This is a genomic window from Chitinimonas lacunae, assembly GCF_042650885.1.
Lineage (GTDB): Bacteria > Pseudomonadota > Gammaproteobacteria > Burkholderiales > Chitinimonadaceae > Chitinimonas_A > Chitinimonas_A lacunae.
This window is the reverse complement of the sequence record NZ_JBHSBU010000001.1, coordinates 2,901,310-2,920,702: the sequence shown is the minus strand read 5'-3', so window position 1 is coordinate 2,920,702 and position 19,393 is coordinate 2,901,310. Positions and strand designations below refer to the sequence as shown.

At 63.5% G+C, this 19,393-nt stretch carries 19 protein-coding genes; 8 read left to right on the top strand and 11 right to left on the bottom strand.

The window, feature by feature from the left end; genetic code table 11:
• Window positions 1-107: 107 nt before the first annotated feature.
• The 3 genes from ACFOW7_RS12505 to ACFOW7_RS12495 all read left to right on the top strand — a co-directional run bounded on the left by ACFOW7_RS12505 (window position 108) and on the right by ACFOW7_RS12495 (window position 4,233).
• Window positions 108-1,208 (top strand): helix-turn-helix transcriptional regulator, encoded by a 1,101-nt coding sequence (locus tag ACFOW7_RS12505; RefSeq protein ID WP_378164700.1) that lies wholly within the window; start codon window positions 108-110, stop codon window positions 1,206-1,208.
• 66 nt (window positions 1,209-1,274) lie between these two features.
• Window positions 1,275-2,585 carry an adenosylmethionine--8-amino-7-oxononanoate transaminase gene (bioA, locus tag ACFOW7_RS12500; RefSeq protein WP_378164698.1) on the top strand — a complete coding sequence of 437 codons (1,311 nt, stop codon included), beginning with the start codon at window positions 1,275-1,277 and terminating at the stop codon, window positions 2,583-2,585.
• Window positions 2,586-2,637: 52 nt separating this feature from the next.
• On the top strand, window positions 2,638-4,233 hold the full coding sequence (locus tag ACFOW7_RS12495) for a hypothetical protein (RefSeq protein WP_378164696.1): 1,596 nt from the start codon (window positions 2,638-2,640) through the stop codon (window positions 4,231-4,233).
• Between the two features lie 62 nt (window positions 4,234-4,295).
• Here ACFOW7_RS12495 and ACFOW7_RS12490 read toward each other — a convergent pair whose 3' ends face one another.
• On the bottom strand, window positions 4,296-5,597 hold the full coding sequence (locus ACFOW7_RS12490; RefSeq protein ID WP_378164694.1) for a YihY family inner membrane protein: 1,302 nt from the start codon (window positions 5,595-5,597) through the stop codon (window positions 4,296-4,298).
• Window positions 5,598-5,658: 61 nt separating this feature from the next.
• Between ACFOW7_RS12490 and wrbA the strand changes: the two genes are divergently transcribed.
• From wrbA to ACFOW7_RS12465, 5 genes are all read left to right on the top strand, one after another.
• Window positions 5,659-6,258 carry an NAD(P)H:quinone oxidoreductase gene (gene wrbA, locus ACFOW7_RS12485; RefSeq protein ID WP_378164691.1) on the top strand — a complete coding sequence of 200 codons (600 nt, stop codon included), beginning with the start codon at window positions 5,659-5,661 and terminating at the stop codon, window positions 6,256-6,258.
• The gene (locus tag ACFOW7_RS12480) at window positions 6,255-6,608 is read left to right on the top strand and encodes a DUF2069 domain-containing protein (protein ID WP_378164688.1); all 354 of its coding nucleotides are present in this window, start codon (window positions 6,255-6,257) and stop codon (window positions 6,606-6,608) included. Before wrbA ends, ACFOW7_RS12480 begins: the two co-directional genes overlap by 4 nt.
• 189 nt (window positions 6,609-6,797) lie before the next feature.
• A complete protein-coding gene (locus ACFOW7_RS12475) occupies window positions 6,798-7,763 on the top strand; it encodes a biotin--[acetyl-CoA-carboxylase] ligase (protein ID WP_378164686.1) in 966 nt (321 codons plus the stop codon).
• Window positions 7,764-7,857: 94 nt separating this feature from the next.
• Complete coding sequence (locus tag ACFOW7_RS12470; protein ID WP_378164683.1) at window positions 7,858-8,604, top strand: type III pantothenate kinase; 747 nt, start codon at window positions 7,858-7,860, stop codon at window positions 8,602-8,604.
• Window positions 8,601-9,287: an SPOR domain-containing protein gene (locus tag ACFOW7_RS12465; RefSeq protein WP_378164681.1), complete on the top strand. Its 687-nt coding sequence runs from the start codon at window positions 8,601-8,603 to the stop codon at window positions 9,285-9,287. Before ACFOW7_RS12470 ends, ACFOW7_RS12465 begins: the two co-directional genes overlap by 4 nt.
• Window positions 9,288-9,509: 222 nt before the next feature.
• Here ACFOW7_RS12465 and trpS read toward each other — a convergent pair whose 3' ends face one another.
• The 10 genes from trpS to gmk all read right to left on the bottom strand — a co-directional run bounded on the left by trpS (window position 9,510) and on the right by gmk (window position 19,349).
• The gene (trpS, locus tag ACFOW7_RS12460; RefSeq protein WP_378164679.1) at window positions 9,510-10,517 is read right to left on the bottom strand and encodes a tryptophan--tRNA ligase; all 1,008 of its coding nucleotides are present in this window, start codon (window positions 10,515-10,517) and stop codon (window positions 9,510-9,512) included.
• 199 nt (window positions 10,518-10,716) lie between these two features.
• Window positions 10,717-11,652 carry a class I SAM-dependent methyltransferase gene (locus tag ACFOW7_RS12455; protein ID WP_378164678.1) on the bottom strand — a complete coding sequence of 312 codons (936 nt, stop codon included), beginning with the start codon at window positions 11,650-11,652 and terminating at the stop codon, window positions 10,717-10,719.
• Window positions 11,653-11,848: 196 nt separating this feature from the next.
• A complete protein-coding gene (gene trmB / locus ACFOW7_RS12450) occupies window positions 11,849-12,526 on the bottom strand; it encodes a tRNA (guanosine(46)-N7)-methyltransferase TrmB (protein WP_378164677.1) in 678 nt (225 codons plus the stop codon).
• A gap of 66 nt (window positions 12,527-12,592) precedes the next feature.
• Window positions 12,593-13,381 carry a thiazole synthase gene (locus ACFOW7_RS12445; protein ID WP_378164676.1) on the bottom strand — a complete coding sequence of 263 codons (789 nt, stop codon included), beginning with the start codon at window positions 13,379-13,381 and terminating at the stop codon, window positions 12,593-12,595.
• Between the two features lie 32 nt (window positions 13,382-13,413).
• Complete coding sequence (gene thiS / locus ACFOW7_RS12440) at window positions 13,414-13,659, bottom strand: sulfur carrier protein ThiS (RefSeq protein ID WP_378164675.1); 246 nt, start codon at window positions 13,657-13,659, stop codon at window positions 13,414-13,416.
• A gap of 349 nt (window positions 13,660-14,008) precedes the next feature.
• A complete protein-coding gene (locus ACFOW7_RS12435; RefSeq protein WP_378164674.1) occupies window positions 14,009-15,157 on the bottom strand; it encodes a hypothetical protein in 1,149 nt (382 codons plus the stop codon).
• Between the two features lie 13 nt (window positions 15,158-15,170).
• Window positions 15,171-15,635, bottom strand: coding sequence for a type III secretion system chaperone (locus ACFOW7_RS12430; RefSeq protein ID WP_378164672.1), 465 nt, complete (start codon window positions 15,633-15,635; stop codon window positions 15,171-15,173).
• 626 nt (window positions 15,636-16,261) lie between these two features.
• Entirely contained in the window at window positions 16,262-18,442 is a 2,181-nt protein-coding gene (locus tag ACFOW7_RS12425) for a RelA/SpoT family protein (RefSeq protein ID WP_449252230.1), read from the bottom strand.
• Between the two features lie 55 nt (window positions 18,443-18,497).
• Entirely contained in the window at window positions 18,498-18,707 is a 210-nt protein-coding gene (gene rpoZ, locus ACFOW7_RS12420; RefSeq protein WP_378164670.1) for a DNA-directed RNA polymerase subunit omega, read from the bottom strand.
• A gap of 24 nt (window positions 18,708-18,731) precedes the next feature.
• Window positions 18,732-19,349 carry a guanylate kinase gene (gene gmk, locus ACFOW7_RS12415; RefSeq protein ID WP_449252229.1) on the bottom strand — a complete coding sequence of 206 codons (618 nt, stop codon included), beginning with the start codon at window positions 19,347-19,349 and terminating at the stop codon, window positions 18,732-18,734.
• Window positions 19,350-19,393 lie beyond the last annotated feature (44 nt).

Below are 19,393 nucleotides of genomic sequence, written 5' to 3'. Positions count from 1 at the left end.
CCGCCGCAGACTAGCGGGCGCTGGCGCGGCTGGCATCGTCCAAATCGATGAAATGCAATCCAGCGTGCGGCCAAGTGACCGACGCGCGGCAGTCAGGAGGAAATGCTATGCAACGCTCGGCCAACCATGACGAGATCGTGGCCCTTTTCTATGAGGGCGCCCTCGACAGCGCTCAATACCACAATGCCATGGCGGCGCTGGCCAATGCCTGTAGCAGCCCCCGGGTCGCGGCGCTGGCCTGGAACCGCAGTGAGGAAGGCGGGCAGGTGCTGAGCGCAGTCGGCGACGACAGCGGCGCGGCGGCCGATTACAACCGCTATTTCTACCGTCTCGACCCAAGTCGCCCCCGGCTCGGTGCCTGGGCACCCGGCCGCTGGTATCACGACAGTCAGGAATTGGGCGGGACACTCGCTAACGATCCCTTCTACCGCGACTTTATGCGGCCGCACCGGCTGGGCCATGTGCTGGCGGTCAAGATCGACGCGGTCGACGGGGTCGATTACTACCTGAGTTGCGTGCGCCTGCTCGACCAGCCCGATTTCGACCCCGGCACCAAGGAGTGGCTGACGCAGCTGTTTCCCCATATGCAACGGGCGTCGCGGCTGGGTGCCCGGGCGCGGGCGCTGCAATTGCGCGCCGGGCTTGGTTGGGCGGCGCTCGACAGCCTGGCCACGGCCGTGCTGCTGCTCGAAGTCGATGGCCGGATCGCTGCCGCCAACGCGGCCGCCGAGCGGCTGTTCCAGCAGGAAACGACCTTGCATTGCCACCAGCAGCGGCTGGTGCCGCACGATAGCGGTGCGGCCAGCCGGCTGTTGCAACTGCTGAGTGCCGCAACCGCGGTGCGACCGCGTGGCGGCACGCTGGCCGTACCAGGTTGTTCGCTGCGCTTGAGCATCCTGCCGCTGGCCCCGGAATCGCCGTGGCGCACCAGCCTGAGCCAGCCGGTGGCCTTGGTGCTGATCGATGATCCGGGGGCGGCCATCGATCCTGATCCGAACTGGTTACAGATGCTCTATGGCCTCACCCCGGCCGAGACGCGGCTGGCCGGCGTGCTGGCTCACGATCATTCCCCGGTCGAATGTGCCGAGCTGTTGGGGGTGAGTCTGGCCACCATCCGCACCCAGTTGCGGGCGCTGTTCGGCAAGACCGGCACGCGGCGCCAGGCCGAGCTCGCGCGCCTGTTGGCGCTGACTCAGCGGCCGCTATAGCGTCGGGCTGGCGCAGGGCGGCCGGCCGGTCCATCATGATGGCCTGATCGATCCCGCGGAAAATGCATGAGCAATCAAGACTGGCTGGCGCGCTCACGGCGCGCGGTATGGCATCCCTGCACCCAGATGAAGCGCCATGAAACCCTGCCGATTGTCCCGATCGAACGGGGACAGGGAGTCTGGCTGTATGATTTCGACGGTCGCCGTTATCTCGACGGCGTCAGTTCCTGGTGGGTCAATCTGTTCGGCCACTGCCACCCGCGACTCAACGGCGCCATCACCGATCAGTTGCAGCAGCTTGAGCATGTGATCCTGGCCGGCTTCACCCAGCGGCCGGTGGTCGAGCTGTCGGAGCAGCTGGCCGCGCTGAGCGGGCTTGGCCACGCTTTCTACGGCTCGGACGGCGCCTCCGCCACCGAGATCGCGCTCAAGATGTCCTTCCACTACTGGCGCAACAGCGGCCGTCCCGGCAAGAACCAGTTCGTCAGTCTGGCGCAGAGCTACCACGGCGAGACGCTGGGGGCATTGTCGGTGACCGATGTACCGCTGTTTCGCGAGACCTACGCCGAGCTGCTGCGCCCCTCGCACCGGATCGGCTCGCCCGATCGCCGGCTGGCGGCACCCGGTGAATCGGGCCACGACTATGCGCTGAGGATGGCTGCCGAAGCCGAGCAGCTATTTGCCGAGCGCAGCGAGCAGATCGCTGCGGTGATCGTCGAGCCGCTGGTGCAGGGCGCGGCCGGGATGGCCATGTACGACCCGGTCTATCTGAGCCGGCTGCGCGAGCTGTGCGACCGTTACCAGATCCATCTGATCGCCGATGAGATCGCCGTGGGCTTTGGCCGTACCGGCAGCCTGTTTGCCTGTGAGCAGGCGGCGATCCGGCCGGATTTCCTCTGTCTCTCCAAGGGCATCACGGGCGGTTATCTGCCGCTGTCGGTGGTATTGAGCCGCGACGAGATCTATGCCGCCTTCTACGATGACGAGGTAAGCCGTGGCTTCCTCCATTCGCATTCCTATACCGGCAATGCGCTGGCGTGCCGGGCGGCGCTGGAAGTGCTGGCGATCTTCGATGAACTCGATGTGCTGGCCGACAACCAGGCCAAGGCCGCGGCGGTGGCGGACGATTTCGCCCGGCTGGCGGCCCATCCCCGGGTGGCGCATGCCCGCCATTGCGGGATGATCTGGGCCTTCGATGTGGTGGGAGCGCAGCCGGGTTTCGCCAGCCGTTTCTTCGCGGCGGCGCTGGAGCGGGAACTGCTGCTGCGGCCGGTCGGCAATACGGTCTACCTGATGCCGCCTTATGTGATCAGTGTCGAGGAACTGCGCTGGAGCTTCGCCACCATGGCCGATCTGCTCGACGCCGCTGACTGGTGAAACCGGCGCAATCCCTTTATAAAACAGTTGTACCGACCTGTTTGGGCTAGCCATGTCGCTCGCGCTCGCTGTGCCGCAACCTGTGACCAACCGCAATCTGGTGGTCGAAACCAATCCCAAGGCGCTCAAAGCGTGGCTGGTCTCGCTGCCGCACGCCAATCTTCATGAGACGTCCCGCGCCATCTTCGATGCGCTGACCTCGCTCAATCGGGTGCGGCTGCCCGACGACGAGCGCCTGCGGCTGCTCGAACACTACCAGGTCAGCATCGATATGCTCGATGCGCCGCTCGAAGCTGCCTATACCTCGGCCGCCGTGCCGGTCAAGGACAAGACCAAGCAGGCCGCCACGCTGGCACGCAATCTTCAGCTCGAACTGGCCAACGGCTACAAGCTGGTGCTGACCGAGCGGGCCAATGTGCGTTTCAGCCTCGGCAATAAACATATCCCTGAGCTGGCGCAGCGTCTGATGTGCACCTATCAGAAGCTGGTCTGGGTCTGCTGCAAGAGCTACGCCCAGATTCCGGCCGGGGTCTGGCTCGAAGCCCATACCCTGTTTCGCTATGCCATCCAGCACAAGATGATCGATGCGCCGGCCCAGGCGCAGAATCCGATGCAGACCATCGGCGGCCTCTACAAGCAGATGCTGCTGATGGCGCTGGCCGACCCCTATCGTTATCACCCAGCCGAACTCGACAAGATCCAGGATCTGATCCGCAACTACGGCAGCGCTGCCCAGTTCCAGCCGCTGACGGCGACGCCGAGTCCGGCCGGTTTCTTCCTGATCCGGCTCGACAGCGACACGCCGCCGGTCTTTCTGGGCCAGCGGCCGGTCGATGTGCAGCCTTCCAATGCCATCCTGCTCGACACCATCGAAATGGCCAAGCTGCTGCACAAGGCCTTGCAAGCGGTCGAGCAGAAAGCCCCGACTGCGCCCGACAAGGCCAAGGCACTGGCTTGGCTCGATCTACTGCGCCGGGTCACCAGGCAGTGGAGCATTGCGCCCAAGCGGGTCTTCCAGCGCATCCGCGCCAATAGCCAGGTCGAGATCGCCGGCGGGCTGCGGATGACCGCTTTCTGCTTCAACGGCATGAAGCCGCAGACGCAGCCGGTGCTGATCGACGCCCCATCGGGCATCGAAGTCAGCGACAGCAACGACACGCCTTCGCCCCAGGCGGTCAGCGGACCGGCGATGGGCAGTCCCGATCAGTGGCTGGTGCTCAACGAGAGTCCCGGTGGCTTTGCGGTACGGCTGGCGCCGATTCCGCAGCATTGTGTCTACCGGGTCGGCGATGTGGTCGGTCTGCTGTCGCAGGGCGGCGAGGGCTGGCTGGTGGCCTGTGTGCGCTGGATGCAGACGGTGGACGAGGGCGAAGCGATCGAGATGGGGGTGCAGGTGCTGGCGCCGCGTGCCGATCCGGCCATGCTGCGCCCGGTGCTGGGGCCGCCCAGCTCGCTTTACCAGTCGGCGCTGCTGCTGCCCGAGGTGCAGCCGATTCAGCAGCCGGCAATGATTCTGGCGGCACGCGGCACGTTCTCGCCTCTGCGCGAGCTGTCGGTTTTCGTGTTCGATGGCGAATTGCGGGTCAGGGCCACCAAGCTGATCGAACAGTCGATCGGCTACGATCTGTTCGAGTTCACTCCAGCCTGATTTCTCGTTTATTGAGATTTCTTTTCTATGGCGCGCCATGTCTTGCGCGTCATTTTCATTATTTATTTAATTTGTGCCGGGGCCGCCGGTTCGGCCACAGGCGGCTGCAGCAGCGCCGGCGGAGGCTCGTCCTGCCCGCTGCGGCTGCGGGCGGCAATCTCGGCGAGGCTGAGGTCGAGTTCGCTGTCGAGCCGGGCAAAGGCACCTTCGATCAGGGTCTGCACACTGTCGTGGCTATGGGCCGGGGCCGCCTGGCGATCGACCAGCAGATGATAGACATCCTTGGCGCGGATGGCCGACAGCGCCGTGCTGAGCACCCAGCGTCCGTTACGGGTGGCCTGGACCCAGCCGCGATCGGCCAGCCGCTCCAGCAGCTCGTGCATTTCATCCTGCCCGGCGCCCAGGGTACGGCGCAGACGGCCAAGGCTATGGGTTTCGCCGCGCTGGTGGGCAATATCGAGCAGCAGCAGCAGCCGCAACGCATCGTTGAGCCGGCGCTCCGGATGGGGCCGCCGGCGCCAGGCCTGGCCGCGCCAGTAGGACAGGGTGGCCGAAAGCACGGCACCGCACAGCACGATCACCCAGGCGATATACAGCCAGATCAGGAAAATCGGCACGCTGGCAAAGGCGCCATAGATCAGCTTGAAGGTGCCGAACTGCTGCACATACCAGCCAAACAGCTTCTTCATCAATTCAAAGGCCAGCGCAGTGAACAGCGCCGAGGCCAGGGCATGGCGCGCCGGTACCGGGCAGTTGGGCACCACCCGGTAGAGCAGGGCAAAGCCGCAGACCGACAGCAGAAACGAGCTGCCGCTCAGCAGCAGCGCCACCCCACTGCCGCCTGCGCCGCTCTTGCTGGCGAGCCACGAGGTCAGGGTCAGGCTGATGCCGAGCAGCAGCGGACCGAGCGTCAGCACCGCCCAGTAGATCAGGGTCTTGACCACCATCGGCCGGCTGCGCCGCACCCGCCAGATGCGGTTGAACGCCTTGTCGATGGTGAACATCATGGCCAGCGCCGTGCCGGCCAGCGACAGCATGCCGACCAAGGTCAGCCGGTCGGCATTGTCGGTGAACTGGCGCATATAGACGGTAATGATGCGGCCGGCCGATTCAGGCACCAGATTGGTCAGCAGGAAGGTTTTGAAGCGGGTCGATACCTCGTCGAACATCGGGAAAGCCGAGGCCACCATCAGGGCAATGGTGAAAAACGGCACCAGGGCGAGCAAGGTGGTGAAGGTCAGGCTGCCGGCCGCTTCCATGCAGCGGTCTTCGCGCACGCGTCGCAGGATGAATTGGAGGAATTCAAGCGGTGCCGGTATGGGATGGCGCTGCAAGGCGCTGCGGAAGGACGACAGGTTTTTCATCCGGCGGTCGGTCGGCGGGGCAAAGCCCTATAATACCCCACCCTTAGCCACTGACCCTGCCATGGCCGACATCCTTGTCCTTTATTACAGCCGCCACGGCGCAACGCGCCAGTTGGCGCAGTTGATTGCGCGCGGCATCGAGATGGTGCCGGGCGCCACCGCCCGGGTGCGTACCGTGCCGCCCGTCTCGCCGATCTGTGCAGCCACCGCGGCCAGCATTCCCGATGACGGCGCGCCCTATGTCGAACGGGCGGACCTTGAGGAATGCGTGGGCCTGGCGCTGGGCAGTCCGACCCGCTTTGGCAATATGGCGGCACCGCTCAAGTATTTCATCGATACCACCTCGTCCGACTGGCTGGCCGGCACGCTGGTCGGCCGGCCCGCTGCGGTGTTTACCAGCACCGCCAGCCAGCACGGCGGCAACGAGACCACCCTGTTGAGCATGATGCTGCCCTTGCTGCACCACGGCATGGTGCTGGTCGGCCTGCCTTATAGCGAGGCGGCGCTGAGCGAGACGGCGGGCGGCGGCACGCCTTATGGCGCCAGTCATGTCTCGGGCAAGGATGGCCGACGCGCCATCGACGAGCATGAACGGCTGCTGGCGATCGCGTTGGGCCGACGTCTGGCCGAGACGGCGCTTAAATTGGTGCAGCCTTTATGAACCCGATGCTGCGTTGGTCGCGCAATGGCGCGGTGGCGGGCATGCTGGCGCTGTTCAGTCTGTGTCTGGCCTGGGAATTGTGGCTCGCCCCGCTGCACCCGGGCGGCTCGTGGCTGGCGCTCAAGGCGCTGCCTTTGCTGTGCCCGCTGCCTGGGCTGGTCCGTGGTCATCGCTACACCTATCAATGGACCAGCATGTTCGTCCTCGCCTGGTTTACCGAAGGTGTGATGCGCGCCTGGTCCGAGCGCGGCGCCAGCCAGTATCTGGCCGGTGTCGAGATCGCCTTGAGCGTGGTGGTGTTCAGCTGTGTGGTGGTCTACGCCAGATTCAGCCGTGGTGTTGCTCGATAGAAATTAATCTGCAAAACCTCTGCAAGGTGTAGAGCAGAATACAGAAATAAATAAAAATTTTTCCAAAAATTCCCTCTCCGCTTTCCCCCACTGCGCCCCCTCGCTCTCCCTGTCCTCCACAGGCAGACAAGGTGACGGGAGCAGGCGAAGCCGGCGCTTGGGTGGCGGCGGAGTCTGAAGCGAGCATCGATGGATTTGTTTCCCCTGCTGCGCCTGTTGGCCGATGGCGCCTTCCATTGCGGCCCGGACCTGGCTGAGCGGCTGGGCGTCAGTCGGGCCAGTGTATCGCTGGCGTTGGCGCAGGCGGCCGAGTTCGGGGTCGAGGTGCATAGCGTCAAAGGGCGCGGTTATCGCCTGAGCCGGCCGCTTGACTGGCTCGACGAGGCTGCGGTGGCGCGGGCGCTGGGGCCGGCGGCGCGGTTTTTCGATCTGAAGCTGTTCGATCGCATCGATTCGACCAACAGCGCCTTGCTGAGCGCGGCCCAGGCCGGGGCGCCGGCGGGGATGGTCTATGCCGCCGAGTGGCAGAGTGCCGGTCGAGGTCGCCGTGGCCGGCGCTGGCAGGGGGAACTCGGGGCGACGCTGATGTTTTCGCTGCTGTGGCGCTTTCATATCGGCGTTGCCGCCCTGTCCGGATTGAGTCTGGCGGTGGGACTGGCCGTGGTGCGGGCTTTGGAGACCTTGGGGGTCGAGTCGGCCCGGCTTAAATGGCCCAATGACATCGTCTGTGCCCGGGGCAAGCTGGGCGGCATTCTGATCGAGGTGGCGGGCGACAGCCTGGGGCCGTCGGCCGTGGTGATCGGCATCGGCCTCAACCATCGGCTGTCGGCCCTGGCGCGCGCTGCGCTCGATCAGGCGGCGGCCGATCTGACCGAGCTTGGCTGTCCGGGGGATCGAAACCGGCTATTGGCAGCCATCCTGACCCAACTGGCCGAGCTGTTGCCGCGTTTCGAGCGCGATGGTTTTGCGCCCTTCGTCAATGACTGGACTGCCCGGCATGCCTTGCACGGCCAGCCGGCCCGGCTGTTGCGGCCCGATGGCAGCACGCTCGACGGTACGGTGCTGGGCATCAGTGCCGACGGCGCCTTGCGCTTTGCCGCCGGAGAAGGCGAAGTGCTGGTCCATGCCGGCGAAGTCAGTCTGCGGGCGGCCTGAGGCAGGTGGGGCCAGCGGGAGTGGAGACCCAGATGCCGTGCTTTGCTCGGGCCTATTCAATATCTAGTGATTTTTCTTGGCGGGATGGCGACTGATGTCCGCACCGATTCTTCTGCTCGACGCCGGCAATACCCGACTCAAATGGGCGGTGCTCGAGCAGGGCACCCGGCATGACGGGATTGCCGATTACGCCAGTCTGAGTGTGCCGCCCTGGCCCGATCTGCCGTTTGGTCGGGTGCTGGGCTGCAATGTGGCCGGTCCCGAGCGGGCGGCCGTGCTGGCGGCCCTATTGCCTGATCTGGCCATCGAATGGCTGCGCTCCAGCGCCAAGGCGGCCGGGGTTGAAAACGGCTATCGCGAGCCCGAGCGGTTGGGCACCGACCGTTGGGCGGCCCTGATCGGCGCCCGGGCGATCACTCATGAGCCAACACTGGTGGCGATGGCCGGGACGGCGTTGACGGTGGATGCGCTCGATGGCAACGGCCGTTTCCTGGGTGGCGTCATCGTGCCGGGCTACCGGCTGATGCGCGAATCGCTGGCGCGAGGAACGGCCGATCTGGGCCATCCCGATGGCGAGCGCACCGCGTTTCCACGCAGTACCGGCGAAGCCATCGTCAATGGCGCCGAAGTTGCGCTGGTGGGAGCGGTGCTGGTCATGCATGACCGGCTGACGGCGGTAGCCGGTGGCACGCCCGGCTTATTGCTGTCGGGCGGCGACGCGCCGCGACTGCTGACTTTGCTCTCCAGCGTGCTTGCTGGCAAAGTTCGCCACGTCGATAACCTGGTGCTGGCCGGTCTGGCCCGGCTGGCTGTTGAGATTTCTGAGGACACTGCCCGATGAAGTGGCTGTTTGCCTTGCTTGTACTGGCCAATATCGTGGCCTACGCCTATATCCGGCTGGCCGAGCCGCCTAAACCGGTCGATTGGCATGGCCGTGAGATCAAGGCCGATCAGATGAAACTGGTCTCGGGTGCCCAACCCGAGGCGGCTGAGGCGCCGAATCGCATCGACCAGGCGGCTTCCATGCCAGCCAGCAAGCCGGCGACGCCCGCCAATGGCGGCGCGCTGGCCTGCTACCGCTGGAGCGGCATCGCCCCCAATACGCTGAGCCGGGCTAAAAACCGTCTCGCTGCGCTCAAGCTGGGCGGCGATACCCAGATTCAGGCGCCTGACGGTCCGGTGCGTTTCTGGGTCTATATCCCGCCGCGCCCCGACCGGGCCGATGCGGTGCGCAAGGCCGAAGAGCTCAAGGGCCTGGGTGTCGAGGATTTCTATGTGGTGAACGACAACGGCAAATGGCAGAACGCCGTGTCGCTGGGCATCTACTCCTCGGAAGAAGCCGGCCAGCGCCGGCTCGACGATCTGAAAAACCGTGGCGTCAAATCGGCCATCATGCGCGAGCGTGGCGATGGCGTGCATACCGCGACCATCTTTGTGCGCGGCATTCCGGCCGAGCGCGGCGCCGAGCTTGGCCGGCTGCCCAATGCGTTCAAGGGCAGCGAATTGGCCGAGGTGAAGTGCTGAGTAAGGAGAGCTATGCAGTAATTGCATAGCTTCCAGAATCGGTTGCAAGATCTGGATTTGCATAAAAGAAAAGAGCTATGCCGTTAACGCATAGCTCTTTTTCTTGCTGCCGTTTCCTTTTCGGGGGCATCCGCAGGGTCCGTCTGCACAGGGTGGAGGAGGCAAAAGCGCCTCTGCTGCGGCTGGGTGGTTGGGGACGCCCCGGTCAGGGAAAGTCGGCGCCTAGTTCCAGTAGCTCAATCCCAGCGCGGCCTTGACTTCGCTCATGGTGGCGGCGGCGGCCTCGCGGGCGCGTTCGGTGCCCTGGCGCAGGATATTCATGACCTCGGCCGGGTCCTGGGCAAACTGGGCGCGGCGTTCGCGGATCGGGGTGATCAGCGCTTCGAGATGCTCGGTCAGCCGGCGCTTGAGCACCGTATCGCCCAGGCCGCCACGACGGTAGTGGTCCTTGAGCTCTTCGACCGCGGCCTTGTCCGGATCGAACACATCGAGATAGGTGAACACCACATTGCCCTCGACCTGACCGGGGTCGGACACGCGCAGATGGTTGGGGTCGGTATACATGCTGCGCACGAAGGCGGCGATGGCGGCGGAGTCGGCCGACAGGGCGAGCGCATTGCCGAGCGATTTGCTCATCTTGGCGCCGCCGTCGGCACCGACCAGACGGCCGTGGTCGGGAATCAGCGCCTGGGCTTCGACCAGGATTTCCTTCCCCACGCAGTTATTGAAGCGGCGCACCAATTCGTTGCACTGCTCGATCATCGGTGCCTGATCGGCGCCCACCGGCACCAGTGCGGCCTTGAAGGCGGTGATATCGGCGGTCTGGCTGACCGGGTAGGTCAGAAAGCCTGCCGGAATATCGCGCTCCATGCCGCGCAGGCGGATTTCTTCCTTGACGGTCGGATTGCGCTCAAGCCGCGCCACCGTCACCAGATTGAGCAGATAGAAGCTCAATTCGGCTAGTTCAGTCAGTTGCGACTGGATAAACAGGGTTGACTTGGCCGGGTCGAGGCCGACGGCCAGATAGTCGAGCGCCACTTCGATCACATTGCGGCGCACCTTGCTGAGGTCGCCCATATTGTCGGTCAGTGCCTGGGCATCGGCGATCATCACGAACTGGCGGTATTGCTCCTGCAAGGTCACACGCTGCCGCAGCGAGCCGACGTAATGGCCCAGATGGAGCGGACCGGTCGGGCGGTCGCCAGTCAGTACGATGGGGGATTGAGACATGGTTTTTCTCCGTGGAGGGCCAACCAGGACAGCCTACAAAGCGAACAGCCGCCAAGGTTGGCGGCTGTGGGTCGCTTAGCTACGCGCTCAGGCCGCCGGAGTGGGGCGGCGCCACCAGGAGTGGCCACGGAGCGGTCGGTAAGCGGGATTCGTCATGGCGGGCATGCTAACGCGAGCCGACGCCGCTTGCCAAGTCGGATCAGCGGTAGCACACCGCCGTCAGGCTGACATGGTAACGGGTGTCGTTGATGGTGATCGGACAGACCCGACCGAATTCGATCCGGCTGTAGTACGGCGCCAGCGTAGCCTTGAGGCTGGTTTCGGTGAAGAAATTGAAGTGGGTCGATTCCAGCAGATGCCACGGCACGACATTGTGGCGATGGCACAACGGCAGCACACCGATATCGGGCACGCTGAAGATCGCCATCGGCGCCAGACGGGCGATTTCGCGCAAGGCGCTGTGGTAGTCGTCGATATGCTCGATCACCTCGAAGGCGGTGACGCAGTCGAAGCTGTCGTCCTCGAACGGCAGCGGGCCGCCTTGATACAGCGTGATATAGGGCGCGGCATCGGGCAGCAGACCTTCACGGATCGCCGGACGGTCGATTTCGATCCCGAACGCTTCGGTGCCGCGCTGACGCAGCGCCGACACCATCAGACCGGCGCCACAGCCGAAATCGAGCGTGCGGCCGCGCATCAGCACCATCAGGCGCTGCACATCGGGGTCGATGGCCTGGGCGGGCGGGCCGCTGCCGTAGATATGTTCGCGCTTGGCGACCTGCTCCAGCCCGAACAGCGCTTCGTAGTCGGGCCGGTAGAACGACATCGCCTGCGGCGCATCGATGGTAAAGCCGTCGCCGAAATCGATATGCAGCGTGGCGATCTGCTGCGGCAGACGGTATTCAAAGGCAAAACCGGTAAAAGGCTGCTCACCCGGCACATCGGCCCGGCCATAGCGGTAGCGGTGCAGCAGCCCCACCTCGTCGTCGTCGGCCAGTACACGGGGCGGCCGCAACGCGGCATCGGCCGCCTGCGACCATCCGTGGATACGCACCAGACCACTGGGGTCGATATTGAGCTCGTCGAGAAATCCCCAGGCGGTAGGCCGCGCCAGCAGCATATTCAGAGCAGGCATCGCGAGTCCGGATAAAGGGTGAGTCGGGCGGCCATCATACCGCAATTTTTCCGGCTGCCAGGTTAAGTGAGGTTAAGCCGCACTGTCTGGTGGCGGAAAAACAAGCGTTGGCATAAACAGACAATTATTATCTATATAACGCCGATATTCTTGCATACATATGTCCTGATTTTTACACCATGGTCGGACTCACGACTCAGCGTTTAATGAACAGCAGATCCCACACGCCATGGCCGAGCCGCAGGCCGCGTTGCTCGAATTTGGTCAGCGGCCGCCAGTCGGGGCGCGGCGCGAAGCCATCCACGCTATTGCGCAGCGCCGGTTCCGCGTTCAGCACGTCGAGCATCTGGATGGCGTAGTCCTCCCAGTCGGTGGCCATATGGATATAGGCACCGGGCTTGAGGCGGCTGACGATCTTGGCCACAAAGGCAGGCTGGACCAGCCGGCGCTTATGGTGGCGCTTCTTGGGCCAGGGGTCGGGAAAATACAGATGGAAACCGTCGAGACTGTCTGGCGCCAGCATATGGTCGACGACTTCGACTGCGTCGTGGCGGATCAGCCGCAGATTGCTGAGCTGCTTTTCATCGATCAGCTTGAGCAGATTGCCCACGCCCGGGCCATGCACTTCGATGCCGAGAAAATCGGTATCGGGCCGGGCCGCGGCGATGTCGGCGGTGGCGCCGCCCATGCCGAAACCGATTTCGAGCACTTTGGGCGCGCTGCGACCGAAGGCGGCATCGAGATCGAGCGGGGTGGGCTGGTAGGCAATGCCCCAGCGTGGCAGGCCCGCCTCCAGGGCGCGGGACTGAGCGTCGGAAAGATGGCCCTGGCGCAGCACAAAGCTGCGGATATGGCGGTGGTGCGGATTGTCCATGATGCGGGTAAGACGTCGAAGAAAATCGGGCCGAGCCCGGCACGTGGCCGGGTCGGCAGGGAAAGATCAGCCGATCAGGCCGGTAGTGGGCGAGCTTGGGGTCGCTGCGTAGAACTTGCGCGGCATCCGGCCGGCCAGGAAAGCCTCGCGGCCCGCTTCGACCGCCTTGCGCATGGCGCTGGCCATCAGCACCGGGTCTTGGGCGGCGGCAATCGCGGTGTTCATCAGCACGCCGTGGCAGCCCAGTTCCATGGCGATGGCGGCGTCCGAGGCCGTGCCGACGCCGGCGTCGACCAGGACCGGCACCTTGGCCGCTTCGATGATCAGTTTGAGGTTCCACGGATTGAGAATGCCCAGCCCCGAGCCGATCAGGCTCGCCAGCGGCATCACGGCGCAGCAGCCGATCTGTTCGAGTTCGCGGGCGACGATCGGGTCGTCCGAGGTGTAGACCATCACATCGAACCCTTCCTTGACCAGCACTTCAGCGGCCTTGAGGGTTTCGCGCACATTGGGGAACAGATTGGTCGGGTCGCCCAGCACTTCGAGCTTGACCAGCTTGTGGCCGTCAAGCAGTTCGCGCGCCAGGCGCAGGGTGCGGATGGCATCGTCGGCGCTGTAGCAGCCGGCGGTATTGGGCAGGATGGTGAAGCGATCGGGCGGCAGATAGTCGAGCAGATTGGGCTCATCGGGGTTCTGGCCCAGATTGACGCGACGGATCGCCACCGTGACGATTTCGGCACCCGACGCTTCGATGGCGGCGCGGGTCTGGTCGAAATCGCGGTATTTACCGGTGCCGACCAACAGGCGCGAGCGGTATTCGCGGCCGGCGAGGACGAAAGGATCGTGGTGGGACATGGCTGGCTCCGGGAACGGGTAGAGGCGGCGGTTCAACCGCCGCCGACGGCGACCACGACCTCCAGCCGGTCGCCGGCCGCCAGCTCGGTATGCGGATGCTCACTGCGCGGCACGATCTCGCCGTTGCGTTCGACGGCAATGCGGCGGCCGTGGTGGCCCAGGCTGTCGATCAGACCGGCAATGCTGAGGCCGGCAGGAATCTGGCGAACTTCGCCGTTGACGGTGATGGCGATCACGACGGGAATCAGGGTGGACGGGTCGGACGGCGATTCTACCACGCACCGGCCAGGGCGGATCGGGTCGAACGGTGCAATGCCGGTTCCATGGACACACTATCTATCCTGTTATTGGGATAAGAGATCTCCGTATGTGACGACCGCTCCCGGCCCCGCTCACCACCGTCGCTAGAGAACCCAGCCCACGGCTATTCCAACCGCGGTTCAGCTCCACTGTGTCCTGGTATCCATCAGTATCCGAACGCTGAAGCCTCTCCACCATCCACCTTCCCGCCCCCAACCAGAAAACCCGCTCCCCAACATTAGAGAACGGGTTTCTGGCTTGGCCACTGTGCTGTGTTCGGGATGGAATAAGAAAGGATATTAACTGCCTCCATTCCAGGAGGGCAGCTTAGCGCACGATCACATGGTTATTGTCTTTCTCACTGCCCTCGATACAGCCTTGCGGGCCGATCTGGACGTAGGACAGGCTGGAGCCGACGTGTTGCAGATAGGCTTGGGTATGGCCCAGCACGCTGGAGATTTTCTCGCTCAGGCTTTGCTGGGCATTGCCGGTGCCGTGCGATTCAAGCTGGAAGAAGCTGTGGCCCTGCAAGTCCTTGCCGATCAGCAGATGGCCCAGGTGATTGGGCAGGTCGAGGCCATACTGCTGGTCCTGCGAACCCTTGTAATGGCTGGAGCCACGGGCGGTGAAGCCGCCTTGCTGTTGCAGATTGTCGGTCAGCGTGCCGCCATCCTCGACCACGAAATGGGCGCCGCGCAGCAGGGCGGCGTGGAATTCCTGCGGCGTGAGCTGAATCTGTTGGCCGTGCCGGTGCAGGCTATTGCCGCCGGTGACGGCGTTTTCCAGCATCTGCAAGGAGTGGCCGCTCAGATTGTTCTGGTTGCTGACGGCTGTGAATTGCGCGCTCAGGCCGTTGGGGTTGGCGATGGCACCGTTGAAGTCCGGATTGTTGGGCAGACGGCCGACCAGCGAGCTTTGGCTATCGGTATAGGGAAGCTGGCGCAGTGCCCCGCTCAGCAGGGCCGAGGTGGTGCCAAAGCCGCTCTCGAAAGCCTTGGTGCCCTGGTTGACGGCGATCTGTTTGCCGCTGCTGAGACCGTTACCGATCATCTGCACGCCGCTGCTGACCCCATTGCTGACCAGCTGGGCGCCGTCGCTGACGAGCTGGACGCCGCTGTTGATGCCGTCGCTGACCATCTGGACGCCGCTGTTGATGCCATCGCTGACCAGTTGGGCACCGTCGCTGGCGAGCTGGATACCGCTGTTGATGCCGTTGCTGGCCATCTGGACGCCGCTATTGATCCCGTTGCTGACCAGTTGGATCCCGCCGTTGACAAGCTGGAGACCACCGTTGAGGCCCTGGCTGGCCAGTTGCAGTCCACCGTTGCCAAGGTAGCTGGCGATGTCGTAGAGCTGGCTGCTGAGGCTGTTGGTGCCCTGATTCTGCGGTGCCGGCGCGAGATGGCCGCCATCCTGCACGTCTTGCGGCAAGCCTTGGAATTGAACGTTTTGGAAATTCTGGACAGAAGTCGTCATGGTCGGATTCCTTTCAGGCGAAGCTCACCGAAGCGGCCGTAGTGGTTTGGTTGGAAGAGGGTGTTTGCAGGACCTGGAACAGGCGGCCGCTATCGAGGGCTTCCTTCCAGACATCGAGCACGGCGATAAAGCGCTCAAGGGCGGCGAGTAGATGGTCCGGGTCGAGGCCGTCGAGCGGTAGGTTGCGAAACAGCAGGACCTGGCTGTTATGCCGGCTCAAAGCAAAGCAGGCGTCGTTGGTGAGGATGCCGAAGGCGTGGGCTTCGAGCAGCAGCTCGCACAGCTCGGCCATCTGTTGCGGCTCGGGGTAGAAACACAGCAGCGCCGACAGGCTGAGCACGCCACGCTCGGCCTGCCGCTCGATGGTGATCAGACGCTCGCCAAGGGTCAGTTGGACCACATCGGTGGCGGGATCAAGGCCCGTTACGTTGAGGTTGAGGCGCTGCCCGAGCTGGGCGAGGAGGGGGTGGAATTCCATCTGGAGGCTCCCAATTGAGATCGCTGACCCTCGGTAAGTGACGAGGCGAAAAATGCGGTTCCAATTGAGAAAAACAGCGTTATGCGGCGTTTGGCTGTCCGATGGATATTTTTGTGCGATGAATGTGCTAGTAAAGGAGCCAAATATAGGAATTTATGAAAGAAAAACTATCTCTCTTACTTGGTTGCCATGCAGTTCCATCTTTTTGCTGGTGAATAGGCACAAGCAAAAGCCGTCATAGAACGGCCAATGCCGACGCCTTTGAGAAGCAGCTTTCCTCCCTGCAAGCCGTGGGGTGCATCAGCGCCTTTGCAGCCAATTCGGAGTCAGCGTGTCCAGACCTCGAAGCGCCGGCGTGCAGCGCCCCGCCAGGTTTGGCAGCGAGGAAATGCTCTAGCCGCAAAGCGGTGTGAGGGACCACTGCTTTAGTCCTTATGCTCGCTTGGGTCGGACACGGGATTGGATGACCGTCGCTGGTTGACCTGCCTGATGTGGTCGGTCCGCTTGGACGACAGATTAAGGGCAACTAGAGGGGGAAATGGCCGAGAGGGAATTTTTCTGCAAAAGCTCTGCAAGACACAGAGCCGGAGATAACGATTTCTGAAAAAATCGTCAAAAGGGAAGGGTCAGCCTTTAAGGCGGTGAATCCGTACCACCGTTTCCAGCTGACGCAGCGACTGCATCACCCGGGCCAGATGGTTGCGGTTTTCGACCTGGACGGTAAAGCGGATCTCGGTATAGCGATCGTCTTCGCCGAATTCCTCTTCCTCCATCCGGACGTTTTCGATATTGGCGCCGGCTTCCGAAATCGCCGCCGCAATCTGCGCCAGCACCCCGCGCTCGTGCATGGCGAGAATCTTGATCGCCACATCGAACAGCTTGCCCTGCGGCGCGTCCCACTGGACCTCCAGCAGCTTGTCGGGGTCCGGCCGGCCATAGCGGCCGATCTGCGGGCAGTCGTGGGTATGGATCACCAGGCCCTGGCCCTGCTTGATCTGGCCCAGAATCGGATCGCCCGGAATCGGATTGCAGCAGCGCGCCAACTGCACCGCCACGCCTTCGGTGCCGTGGATCAGCACCGGTCCGGGCTTGGCCTCCGACTCGGTCAGCAGACCGGCCAGGGCCAGCAGCCGCTGTGCCACCACGACGGGCAGGCGCTTGCCAAGGCCCAGGTCGGACAGGATTTCCTCGCGCCGCGACGGCGCATTCTCGCGTAGATAGCGCTCCCAGGCGTCGTCGGGCAGCTCGATCTTGGTGGCGGTGAGCGCAGTCAGCGCCTGCTTGAGCATACGGTCGCCGATCTGTACCGACTCCTCGTAGCGCATGGTCTTGATGAAATGGCGGATATGCGAGCGCGCCTTACCCGTCACCACAAAGTTGAGCCAGTTCGGATTGGGCTTGGCGAGCGCGGCGGTGATGATTTCGACCCGGTCGCCGGTCTTGAGCACGGTACGCAGCGGCATCAGGTCGTAATTGATCTTGGCGGCGATGCAGCGGTTGCCGATATCGGAATGCACCGCATAGGCGAAATCGACGGCGGTCGAGCCTTGCGGCAGGGTCAGGATCTTGCCTTTGGGCGTGAAGACATAGACTTCACCCGGGAACAGATCGACCTTGATGTGTTCGAGAAACTCGATCGAGTCGCCCGACATCGATTGGATTTCCAGCAGCGATTGCAGCCACTGATGGGTTTTTTGCTGCACATCGCCAAAGCTCTCGTCGCCCGATTTGTACATCCAGTGCGAAGCCACGCCCGATTCGGCCACCTTGTGCATATCGTGGGTGCGGATCTGGATTTCGATCGGCGTGCCATAGGGACCGGACAGGGCCGTATGCAGGCTCTGATAGCCGTTGGGCTTGGGGATGGCGATATAGTCCTTGAAGTTGCCGGGCAGCGGTTTATAGAGCCCGTGCAAGGCGCCCAGCGCCAGATAGCAGGTCGGCACATCGCGCACGATCACGCGGAAACCGTAGATGTCGAGCACCTGGGAAAAGCTCAGATGCTTTTCCTGCATCTTGCGGTAGATGCTGGCCAGATGCTTTTCGCGGCCCGAGATCACCGTTTCGATGCCGGCGTCGCTGAGCTTCTGTTTCAGCGCGTCGAGAATCTTGCCCACCACCTCGCGCCGGTTGCCGCGCGCCGCCTTGAGCGCCTTGGCCAGCACCTCGTGGCGCAGCGGGTGGAGGTATTTGAAGCTGAGGTCTTCGAGTTCCTGGTAGATCGAATGCAGGCCGATGCGGTTGGCGATCGGGGCGTAGATTTCCAGGGTCTCGGAGGCGATGCGCTTTTGCTTGTCCTCGCGCATCGCTTCGAGGGTGCGCATATTGTGCAGGCGGTCGGCGAGCTTGACCAAGATCACGCGGACGTCGCGTGCCATGGCCATCAGCATCTTGCGGAAGTTTTCCGCCTGCGCTTCTTCCTTGCTTTGGAATTCGAGCCGTTCGAGCTTGGACAGGCCATCGACCAGATCGGCCACGGTGCGGCCGAAACGTTCGGTCAGCTCGTGCTTGCTGACCCCGGTGTCTTCCATCACATCGTGCAGCAGGGCTGCGGCGAGTGCCTGGGCGTCGAGGTGCCAGTCGGCCAGAATGTCGGCGACCGAGATCGGATGGGTGATATAGGGTTCGCCGCTTTTGCGGATCTGGCCGCGATGCGACAGTTCGCTGAACTTGAAGGCGGCGACCAATAGCGGCAGGTCTTCGGGCTTGAGATAGACCGCGACTTTTTCCAGCAGCGCGTTGGCCTGCTCCACCACATGTGGGGCAGTTTCAGCGAGGACGGGAACATCGGCGGCAGCCAGGACCATGGTCGGCAAGAGGGCAAAAAAGCGGGCCAGCGGCCCGCTTCGGTGCTGTCCGGACTTAGGTGCGGGTTCGGTTCAGCATTTCAATGCCGACCTTGCCCAGCGCCACTTCACGCAGGGCGAGCACGGTGGGCTTGTCACGGCCAGGCGCTTCGACCAGCGGGGTCGAGCCGTTGGCGATCTGGCGGGCGCGATAGGTCGCGGCAAGCGTCAGGTCGAAACGGTTGGGGATGCGATGCAGACAGTCTTCAACGGTAATGCGGGCCATAGGGTTCTCCGGTGTTACAGGGCGTCAGGCGCCCTTGAGCTGGGCGATCAGGTCGCCGTGACGGACCGACTGACGGGTCAGACGCAGCCGTTCGGCGCGGACGATGCCGATGATGTCGCGGACCGCTTCGTCGATATGCTCGTTGACGATCACATAATCGGCTTCGTCGATATGACTGATTTCTTCGCGGGCATTCTTGAGCCGGCGCGCGATGGCCTCTTCGCTGTCCTTGCCACGGCCGCGCAGGCGCTGTTCCAGCACCTCGGCCGAGGGCGGCAGGATAAAGATGCCGATCGCTTCAGGGAAATGGCGCCGTACCTGCTGCGCGCCCTGCCAGTCGATTTCCAGCAGGATGTCGCGGCCGGTGGCCAGCGCATCGTTGATCCAGCTTTGCGAGGTGCCGTAGAAATTGCCGTGCACCTCGGCGTGTTCGAGAAAATCGCCATGGTTGATCATGGCGAGGAAGGCGTCGCGGCTGACGAAGTGATAGTCGCGCCCTTCGACTTCGCCTTCGCGCGGCGCCCGCGTGGTATAGGACACCGACAGTTGCACCTGCGGCTCGGCAGCCAGCAGGGCCAGCACCAGGGTGGTCTTGCCGGCGCCGGACGGCGCAACGACGACGAAAATATTGCCTTTGCTCATCGGAATGGAAAATCTAGGTGTGGTCGGCGTCTTGCCAGCGTAAC